A 9,244-nucleotide genomic window follows, 5' to 3' on the forward strand; every position below is an offset into this window, starting at 1 on the left:
TGCTGATGGCCGCCTTCTATTTCTATCCGCTGGTCCAGGTGCTGTGGATCAGCGTCACCGAGCCCAAGCCCGGACTCGACAACTACGCCCAGCTGCTGACCAACGCCTCGATCCGCCGCACCATCGTCACCACGCTGCGCATCTGCGTGCTGACCACGGCGGTCACCATCCTCCTCGGCTACATCGTCGCCTACGTCCTGGTCCATGCGTCGCCCCGGGCGCAGCGCTGGCTCTTCCTCGGCGTGCTCGTGCCGCTGTGGATATCGGTGCTGGTGCGCGCCTTCGCCTGGGTGACCCTGCTCGCCCGCGAGGGCCTCATCAACACGACGCTGCGGGACGCCGGCCTCATCGACCAGCCGCTCGCCCTCATCTGGAACGAGTTCGGCATCGTCGTCGGCATGGTCCACTACATGATCCCCTACGCGGTGCTGCCGCTCTACGCCAACATGCGCGACATCGACCCGCGCACGGTGTCGGCCGCCCGCGGCCTCGGCGGCTCGCGCTTCTACACGTTCCGGCGCGTCTTCCTGCCGCAGAGCCTGCCCGGCATCATCGGCGCGACGGTGCTCGTGTTCATCTTCTCGCTCGGCTTCTTCGTGACGCCGGCCATCCTCGGCGGCGGCAAGACCCTGATGATCGCGGAGTACATCAGCCTGCAGATCCTCGACCTGCTGCGCTGGGGCCTCGGCACCATGCTGGCCTCGACGCTGATCCTCTTCATCTTCGTTCTGCTCGCGGCGCTGGCGAAGGTCGTCGACCTGAAGCGCCTGTTCGGGGCGGGCTGAGGCGATGGCCGACGAAGCCCGCATCGGCGCCGGCCGCTCGACCCGCTCGCTCGGCTGGGCGATCGTGCTCTTCCTGGTGCTGCCGATCACCATCGTCGTGCCGGTCTCGCTGACCGACCAGCGCTTCCTGTCGCTGCCCCAGGACGGGCTGTCGCTGCGCCACTACCTCAACCTCTTCCAGAGTGCCGAGTGGCTGTCGTCGATCGCCCAGAGCTTCGTCATCGCGCTCGGCTCGATGGTGATCTCGGTCGGCGCCGGCACGCTCTGCGCCATCGGCTGCTGGCGCATCGGCTCGCGCTGGAGCGAACTCGTGCGCGTGCTGATGCTGGTGCCGATCATCGTGCCCACCATCGTCTACGCGCTCGGCCTCTACCGGCTGTGGGTCGACCTCGACCTGCTCGACAGCTATTTCGGCGTGATGCTGGCCCATGGGGTCACCGGCATTCCCTACGTCGTCATCATCGTCTCGACGTCGCTCGCCAACTTCGATCCCCGGCTGGAGCAGGCCGCCCGCAACCTCGGCGCCAGCGTCCCCTACACGCTGCGGCGGGTGATCCTGCCCAGCATCCTGCCGGGCGTGGTCTCGGGCTCGATCTTCGCCTTCATCCATTCGTGGGACGAACTGGTGCTGGTCCTTTTCATCGCCAGCCGCGCCATCTTCACCCTGCCCCGCCGCATCTGGGACGGCATCAACGAGCATCTCGACCCGACCATGGCCGCCGTCGCCACGGCGCTGGTCGTGGTCACGGCCCTGCTGCTCGTCCTCGACATGCGGACCCGACGCCAACGGACCGAGTAAGCAACCCAACCTCCAGAGCCCCCGGGAGACGCCGCGCATGATCGATCTGGAAGCGGTCAGGAAGACCGCGCTGGACTGGCTCGCCGCCAACCACGACCAGTTGTCCCGCGACCATCTCGCCATCTGGGAGATGGCCGAGCCCGCATGGCGCGAGTACCGCTCCTGCGCCTGGTACGTCGAGCGGCTGCGCGCCGCCGGCTGGACCGTCGAGGAAGGCTCGGCGACGATGCCGACCGCCTTCTGCGCCACCTGGGGCGACGAAGGCCCCGTGCTCGGCGGCTATGCCGAGTACGACGCCGTGCCCGGCCGGTCGCAGGCCGCCGTGCCCTATCGCCAGCCGCGGCCCGGCATGAGCAAGTACGCCGCCGGCCACACCGACCCGCATTCCGGCCTCGGCATCGGCGCGCTCGCCGGGTTCCTCGCCGCCCAGCACGCCCTGCAGGCCCACGGCATCAAGGCGCGCCTGAAGTTCCTGGGCGAGCCGGCGGAGAAGATGTGCGGGTCGAAACCCGTCCATGCCGCCCACGGCTACTACGACGACATGGACGCGGCCATCAGCTTCCACCCGGCGTCCTTCGGCGGCCTCGTCAACAGCGTGCTCTGGGACACCCACTGCGCCCCCTACTGGAGCCGCATCTACACCTTCGAGTGCGACGACCCGGAGACCTGGCTCGCCAAGCAGGCGACCGCCGGCATCCAGCACACCCACGGCGTCGCCCGCGCCCCCGGCACCATCGACGCGGTGACGCTGATGTACACCGCCTCCAAGTTCCTCAAGGAGGCGATGCTGCCGCACAATGGCGGCTGGAGCATCAACGAGTTCATCCTGACGGCCGGGCAGGCCGCCGCCGACAACCTCGCCCCCAACATCGGCCAGATCCAGTACGCCTGCCGCGCCCCCTTCGTGGAGATGCAGGAGAAGGTCTTCGCGACGCTCGACAACAATGCCGACCACGCGGCCGCCATCACCCACTGCACCGTCCGGAAGGAGTGGATCACCAAGACCCGGCCGGGCCTGCCCAACCACGCGCTGGCCGAGATCACCTACCGCAACTTCGAGCGCGTCGGCCCGCCGAAATGGAGCGAGGCCGGCAAGGCCTTCGGCCGCGAGATCCAGAAGACGCTGGGGATCGCGCCGATGGCCGACCCCTTCCCGCCCGAGCACGAGCAGCTGACGACGCCCGAGGACGGCGAGGCCTGGTTCCGCGCCAACCTTCCGGCCTGGCAGAAGAACTTCGCCGCCGACGACTATGTCGAATACACGTGGCACGCGCCGACGGTGCGGCTCTACGTCGCCCGGCCGATCCTGCGCGCGCCGGAGCCGGGCTACCGCTATCCGGAATGGACCCGCTTCGCGATGGGCGGCACGCCCGGCACCATCGACCCGATGTGGTCGACAGCGGGCAAGGTCATCGCCCTGACGCTGGTCGAGCTCGGCGGCGATCCGGCGGCGCTGGAACGCTGCAAGGCGGAGTTCCGTGAGCGCACCGGCGGCGGCATCGGCGGCTCGAAATGGATGCCGCCGCTGCTGCCACCGAAGTTCCCGGCGCCGGTCGAGTACCGCTGGCCGGAATATGTCGAGACGGTGCGCGGCCGGGAGTGGTCGATCCCCACGACCGCGGCCGAGCGCGCCTGAGGGAGGACGAGCCATGTCGATGATGACCGAGGGCGAATACCGCTACAACATGCTCATCAAGACCTTCGCCTCGACACCGGAGCCGGCGTTCGAGACGGAGGCCGAGCAGGTCCGCGTCTGGGGCCGCCGCTGGGGCTGCAACAACGACGTCGGCCATCTGCGCATGGTGCTGATGCACCGCCCCGGCGACGAGTTGAAGATCGTCGATCCGGCCAAGCGCCTGCCCGACATCGGCGCCTTCGGCGACGTCGAGCAGGGCTGGTACTGGCGCGGCGACAAGATCCCGCCGCTGGCCGAGATGCAGGCGCAGCACGATGCCCTGGTGGCGGCCTTGCGCGAGGAAGGGACCGAGGTCGTCTTTCTCGACGGCTGCACGCCGGGCAAGATGAAGTCCTGCTACACCCGCGACAGCATGATCGCGGTCGACGGCGGGGCCATCGTCACCCGGCTCGGGCCGCCGATCCGCCGCGGCGAGGAAGGGCCGGTGACCCGGACGCTGGCCCGCATCGGCATGCCGATCCTGCGCACCATCCACGGCACCGGCATCCTCGAAGGCGGCAGCTTCGCCTGGATCAACCCCAAGACCGCCGTCCTCGGCGTCTCCAGCCGCTGCAACGACGAGGGCGCCCGCCAACTGGCCGAGGTGCTGCGGGCGATGGGGGTCGAACTGATCCTGGTGCCGCTGACCGGCTACCGGCTGCACATCGACGGCAACTTCGTCATGATCGACGCCGACACCGCCCTCATCAACCCGACCCAGCTCCCCTTCTGGTTCCTGGAGAAGCTCAAGGAACTGCGGGTCCGCACCATCGAGGTCAGCCACGAGGACCGGGCCGGCATCGTCAACTGCCTGACCGTGCGGCCGGGCCGTCTCATCATGCCGGAGGGCGTGTCGGAGCGGACGCGCGAGAAGATCGAGCGCCTGCAGATCTCGATCCGGGTCGTCCCCTACGAGGCGATGGCGCTCGGCGGCGGCGGCATCCACTGCTCGACCGGGCCACTGATCCGCGACCCGCTCTGAGCCGGAACGACGACGGCGGGAGCCCGCTCCCGCCGTTCCGCGCTCGCGCCTGGTCCGGTCAGCGCCAGACCGGCTCGCCCAGATAGAGCTGGTCCTTGTCGGTCACGGCACCCGTGCCGGCACCGATCCCGGCCCCGATCAGCGCGCCCGGAATGGCGCCGATGCCGCCGAAGGCCGCGCCGACCAGCGCACCGGTGCCGGCGCCGACGCCGGTGCCGCTCGCCACGCGGTCGTTCGACCGGCTGCCGCACGCCGAGAGGGCCAGGGCGCATGCCGCCACGATACCGAGGGAAACCAGATTCCTGTTCATCGCACGCCTCCGGGCCTGTCGTCTTCGGGCCTGTTGCTTTCCGGCCTGTCGTTCCGTCCACGCCCCTCCGACTCAGCCGGCGGCGCGGTTGCCAGCATAACCCGGCCCCGGCGCCGTACGGTCCGCTCGGGCGGCCTATTTCCGCAGGTAGTCGAAGGCCGACAGGACGTGCGTGTGGACGATGTGCAGGAACTCGTCGATCGTCACGTGCTCGTCGCGCCGTCCCATGCTGACCGGCGAGGGTCCGTAGAGATAGGCGGGGATGCCGTCATAGCGCCAGTAGCGCGAATCCGACCCGCCCAGGCTCGACAGCGGCACCGGGACGAAGCCCTTCAGGGCGCGCACGTTCTCCTGGAGGATGCGGACCATCTCGCCGTTCGGATCGGCCGCGCTCGGCGGATAGGAATGCGCGTCGAACATCTCGATCGAGGCCTCGGGATGGGCGCCGACGATGTCGTGCACTTCCTTCAGCACCGTGTCGCGGTCGAAGCCGACCGGGATGCGCAGGTCGAACTCGACCATGCAGTCGGGCGCGATCTGGTTGACCTTGAGCCCGCCCTGGATGACGCCCGGATTGACCGTGATGTAGCGCACCACGTCGGCGGCACCCTCGCCCATGCCCCTGTTGGTGCCGGCGATCGCCTCGGGCGTGTCGAGCGCGGCGGCGATGTCGGCCGGCATCGGTGCGCGGCGGCCGTGGAAGCGCTCCATCTCGGTGACGATGGCGGCGATGATCTTGACCGGATTGGCCGACAGGTGCGGATAGCCGCCATGGCCGCCCGGCGCCTTCGCGGTGACGCGGAAGCGCAGCGTCCCCTTCTCCATGAAGCGGATGTTGTTGATGCCGGACGGCTCGCCGTTGAGGCAGCAGTCGCCCTTGACCTCGTCCGGGATCGTCTCGAACAGGAAGCGCGTGCCGTACTTGCCGCCCGACTGCTCGTCGGAGACGCAGGTCAGCGTCAGCCGGCCCCTGAGGTGCTCGCGCAGGCGGTGGAGATAGGCATAGGCGAAGACGCCGGCGGCGGTGCCGGTCTTCATGTCGGAGGCGCCGCGGCCGAAGATCTTGCCGTCCTTGACCTCGCCCGACCAGCCGTAGTCGTCGATCGCGGGAAAGACGTCGATATGGCCATTGAGGACGAGGTGCCGTCCCGCCCCGCCGCAGTCATAGGTGCCGACGACGTTCGGCATGTGCTCGAAGGCCGAAACGAAGCGGTGCGGCACCTGCCGGGCCTGGAGGTAGCGGCTGATGTGGTCCGCCGCCTCGCGGGTGTCGCCGGGCGGGTTCGCGCTCTTCGCCTGGAGGAAGCCGCTCATGAAGCCGATCAGTTCGTCGCGGTCGGCCTCGAGCCAGGACAGGAGCTGGCGCTTCAGATCGTCCATTGGGGGTTCCTCGGCATGGGGCGCGGCGGTGCCGGGCGCCGCCGACATCGGATCCGGCGGGCGTCGGGAGGGGGGATGATGCGAAGGAGGGATTGGGGCGAGTGATGGGATTCGAACCCACGACATCCAGAATCACAATCTGGCGCTCTAACCAACTGAGCTACACCCGCCGCACGGGCGGTGCTTTAGCCCCTTGCGCGCCGTCCCGTCAAGAAAAGGGCGGCGCGATTTCGTCGCGGCCCGCCCCGACCGTCCCGCAGCGGCGTTGCCGCCCCCTGGCCGCTGGGGCATAAGTCGGTCCGGCATCGTTTTCCGCTCAATCCGGAGGTTCCCCATGCTGCCGCTCGCCGACCGCATGACCCAGCTCGGCACCGAGACCGCCTTCGAGGTGCTGGCCCGCGCCCAGGCGCTGCAGGCCCAGGGCCGCGACATCATCAATCTCGGCATCGGCCAGCCCGACTTCCGGACCCCGGAGCACATCGTCGAGGCGGCGGCCAAGGCCCTGCGCGACGGCCATCACGGCTACACCGCCGCCAACGGCATTCCGCCGCTCCGGGCGGCCGTCTCGGCCGACCTGAAGCGCCGCCTCGGCGTCGAGGTCAACCCCGACCGCGTCGTCGTCGTGCCCGGCGGCAAGGTCACGATGTTCTTCGCCATCATGATGTTCGGCCAGCCGGGGACGGAGATCCTCTATCCGAACCCGGGCTTCCCGATCTACGAATCCGTGATCCGCTTCTCGGGCGCCCGGCCGGTGCCGATCCACCTGCGCGAGGAGAACGGCTTCTCCTTCTCGGCCGACGAGGTGCTGGCGAAGATCACCGAGCGGACGCGGCTCATCATCATCAACAGCCCGGCCAACCCGACGGGCGGCGTGGTCCCGAAATCGGAGATCGATCGCCTGGTTCAGGGCCTGGCGAAGCATCCGAACGTCGCCCTCATGTCCGACGAGATCTATGGGCAGATGACCTATGACGGGCGGCCGCACGTCAGCCTGCTGACCTATCCCGAGATCGCCGACCGGCTGATCCTGCTCGACGGCTGGAGCAAGACCTACGCGATGACCGGCTGGCGCCTCGGCTACGCGGTGTGGCCCGAGGGCCTGGCGGAGCACGCGACCCGGCTCGCCATCAACTGCCATTCCTGCGTCAACGCGGCCGCCCAGTACGCCGGCATCGCCGCGCTGGAAGGCCCGCAGGAACCGGTTCGGGACATGGTCGCCGCCTTCGCCGGCCGGCGCCGCGTCATCGTCGACGAACTCAACACCATTCCCGGCGTCCGCTGCATCGAACCCGGCGGCGCCTTCTATGCCTTCCCGAACATCACCGGAACCGGCCTCGACAGCCGCACCCTGCAGACCATGCTGCTCGAGGAGGCCGGCGTCGCCGTCATCTCCGGCACCAGCTTCGGGGAGTATGGCGAAGGCTACCTGCGCTTCTCCTACGCCAATTCGACCGAGAACATCCGCGCCGCCATCGGCCGCATCCGCACCCTCCTGTCCGACCGCGCCCGCAAGTCTGCCTAAATCGGCGGCGACCGATCTGCCCATGTCTTAGGCAATTGGCGTAAGATACGGCACCCCTCCGCCAGCACGGCGCGAAAGCGTCGCGCGGGCGGGGGTCTTCCGATGGCACGGCTCCTGCTTTCACTCTCGCGCAAGGCGATGGCGGACGCGACCCCCGCGATCCGCCGCCCGCGCAGACCGGATCGAGAAAAGAGGCCATGAAGAAGGTCGAAGCGATCATCAAACCGTTCAAGCTCGACGAGGTGAAGGAGGCCCTTCACGAGGTCGGGATCACCGGCATCACCGTGACCGAGGCCAAGGGCTTCGGCCGCCAGAAGGGCCATACCGAACTGTACCGGGGCGCGGAGTACGTCGTGGACTTCCTGCCCAAGGTGAAGATCGAGGCGGTGATGGACGATGCGCTCGTCGCCAGGGCCGTCGAGGCGATCCAGCAGGCCGCGCACACCGGCCGCATCGGCGACGGCAAGATCTTCGTGTCGCCGGTCGAGGAGGCGATCCGCATCCGCACGGGCGAGCGCGGCCCGGACGCCGTCTAGCCTCCAACGGTCTCAGAGCACCAACAGAAACCCCACCCAACACCAAGGAACAATGGGAACCGAGCCATGTCGGACATGAAGAAGGTCTTCGAGCTGATCAAGGAAAACGACGTGAAGTACGTCGATTTCCGTTTCACCGATCCGCGCGGAAAGTGGCAGCACCTGGCGCACCACGTCTGCACGATCACCGAGGACTTCCTGACGGACGGCGTCATGTTCGACGGTTCGTCGATCGCCGGATGGAAGGCGATCAACGAGTCCGACATGATCCTGATGCCGGACCTGTCGACCGCCGTCATGGACCCGTTCGCGGCACAGCCGTCGCTGGTCATCTTCTGCGATGTGTACGAGCCCTCGACCGGCCAGCCCTACAGCCGTGATCCGCGCTCGACCGCCAAGCGCGCCGAGGCGTACCTGAAGTCGATCGGCCTCGGCGACACCGCCTATTTCGGCCCCGAGGCCGAGTTCTTCGTCTTCGACGACGTGAAGATGGAGAGCTCGATGTACAAGAACTACTACGAGCTCTACTCCGAGGAGGGCGTCACCGCCGGCGCCAAGGAGATCGAGGGCGGCAACATGGGCCACCGCCCGCCGGTCAAGGGCGGCTACTTCCCGGTCCCGCCGCTCGACCCCTCGTCGGACCTGCGCGCCGAGATGCTGACGGTCCTGGAGCAGATGGGCGTCGAGGTCGAGAAGCACCACCATGAGGTGGCGCCGGCGCAGCACGAGCTGGGGGTGAAGTTCTCGACCCTGCTCAAGACCGCCGACCTGATGCAGATCTACAAGTACGTCGTGCACAACGTCGCCGCGTCCTACGGCAAGACGGCGACCTTCATGCCGAAGCCGGTCAAGGGCGACAACGGCTCGGGCATGCACGTCCACCAGTCGATCTGGAAGGCCGGAAAGCCGCTCTTCGCGGGCAATCTCTACGCCGACCTGTCGGAGATGTGCCTCTACTACATTGGCGGCATCATCAAGCACGCCAAGGCGATCAACGCCTTCTCGAACCCGACGACCAACAGCTACAAGCGCCTGGTCCCGGGCTACGAGGCGCCGGTCCTGCTCGCCTACTCGTCGCGCAACCGCTCGGCCTCGTGCCGCATCCCCTACGTCTCGAGCCCGAAGGGCAAGCGCGTCGAGGTGCGGTTCCCCGATCCGGCGGCCAACACCTATCTCGCCTACTCGGCGATGCTGATGGCCGGCCTCGACGGCATCCAGAACAAGATCCATCCGGGCGACCCGATGGACAAGAACC

9 protein-coding genes and 1 tRNA gene are annotated in these 9,244 nt (G+C 68.3%); 7 read left to right on the forward strand and 3 right to left on the reverse strand.

What is annotated here, in order from left to right; genetic code table 11:
• The first annotated feature begins 2 nt into the window (after positions 1 to 2).
• Genes ACE3Q3_RS21185 through ACE3Q3_RS21200 form a run of 4 tightly spaced genes read left to right on the forward strand, consistent with a single transcriptional unit; the run spans position 3 to position 4,241 of the window.
• On the forward strand, positions 3 to 785 hold the full coding sequence (locus tag ACE3Q3_RS21185) for an ABC transporter permease (protein WP_374449307.1): 783 nt from the start codon (positions 3 to 5) through the stop codon (positions 783 to 785).
• A 4-nt stretch (positions 786 to 789) separates the two neighbouring features.
• Entirely contained in the window at positions 790 to 1,584 is a 795-nt protein-coding gene (locus ACE3Q3_RS21190) for an ABC transporter permease (protein WP_374449308.1), read from the forward strand.
• A 37-nt stretch (positions 1,585 to 1,621) separates the two neighbouring features.
• Complete coding sequence (locus ACE3Q3_RS21195) at positions 1,622 to 3,220, forward strand: M20/M25/M40 family metallo-hydrolase (protein ID WP_374449309.1); 1,599 nt, start codon at positions 1,622 to 1,624, stop codon at positions 3,218 to 3,220.
• Between the two features lie 13 nt (positions 3,221 to 3,233).
• Positions 3,234 to 4,241: a dimethylarginine dimethylaminohydrolase family protein gene (locus ACE3Q3_RS21200; protein WP_374449311.1), complete on the forward strand. Its 1,008-nt coding sequence runs from the start codon at positions 3,234 to 3,236 to the stop codon at positions 4,239 to 4,241.
• Positions 4,242 to 4,299: 58 nt separating this feature from the next.
• Here the strand turns inward: ACE3Q3_RS21200 and ACE3Q3_RS21205 are convergent, their stop codons facing one another.
• The 3 genes from ACE3Q3_RS21205 to ACE3Q3_RS21215 all read right to left on the reverse strand — a co-directional run bounded on the left by ACE3Q3_RS21205 (position 4,300) and on the right by ACE3Q3_RS21215 (position 6,101).
• Positions 4,300 to 4,551, reverse strand: a complete 252-nt coding sequence (locus ACE3Q3_RS21205; protein WP_374449313.1) for a YMGG-like glycine zipper-containing protein — start codon at positions 4,549 to 4,551, stop codon at positions 4,300 to 4,302.
• Between the two features lie 135 nt (positions 4,552 to 4,686).
• The gene (locus tag ACE3Q3_RS21210) at positions 4,687 to 5,931 is read right to left on the reverse strand and encodes a M20/M25/M40 family metallo-hydrolase (protein ID WP_374449315.1); all 1,245 of its coding nucleotides are present in this window, start codon (positions 5,929 to 5,931) and stop codon (positions 4,687 to 4,689) included.
• A 93-nt stretch (positions 5,932 to 6,024) separates the two neighbouring features.
• A tRNA-His gene (locus ACE3Q3_RS21215) sits at positions 6,025 to 6,101 on the reverse strand.
• A 164-nt stretch (positions 6,102 to 6,265) separates the two neighbouring features.
• Between ACE3Q3_RS21215 and ACE3Q3_RS21220 the strand changes: the two genes are divergently transcribed.
• The 3 genes from ACE3Q3_RS21220 to glnA form a co-directional block, all read left to right on the forward strand.
• Complete coding sequence (locus ACE3Q3_RS21220) at positions 6,266 to 7,453, forward strand: pyridoxal phosphate-dependent aminotransferase (RefSeq protein ID WP_374449316.1); 1,188 nt, start codon at positions 6,266 to 6,268, stop codon at positions 7,451 to 7,453.
• A 197-nt stretch (positions 7,454 to 7,650) separates the two neighbouring features.
• Positions 7,651 to 7,989 (forward strand): P-II family nitrogen regulator, encoded by a 339-nt coding sequence (locus ACE3Q3_RS21225; protein ID WP_142208921.1) that lies wholly within the window; start codon positions 7,651 to 7,653, stop codon positions 7,987 to 7,989.
• Positions 7,990 to 8,055: 66 nt separating this feature from the next.
• The coding region (gene glnA / locus ACE3Q3_RS21230) for a type I glutamate--ammonia ligase (protein WP_374449319.1) at positions 8,056 to 9,244 on the forward strand (1,189 nt) is incomplete at its 3' end.

This window comes from Allostella sp. (genome assembly GCF_041913585.1).
In the GTDB taxonomy this organism is placed as follows: Bacteria; Pseudomonadota; Alphaproteobacteria; order ATCC43930; family Allostellaceae; genus Allostella.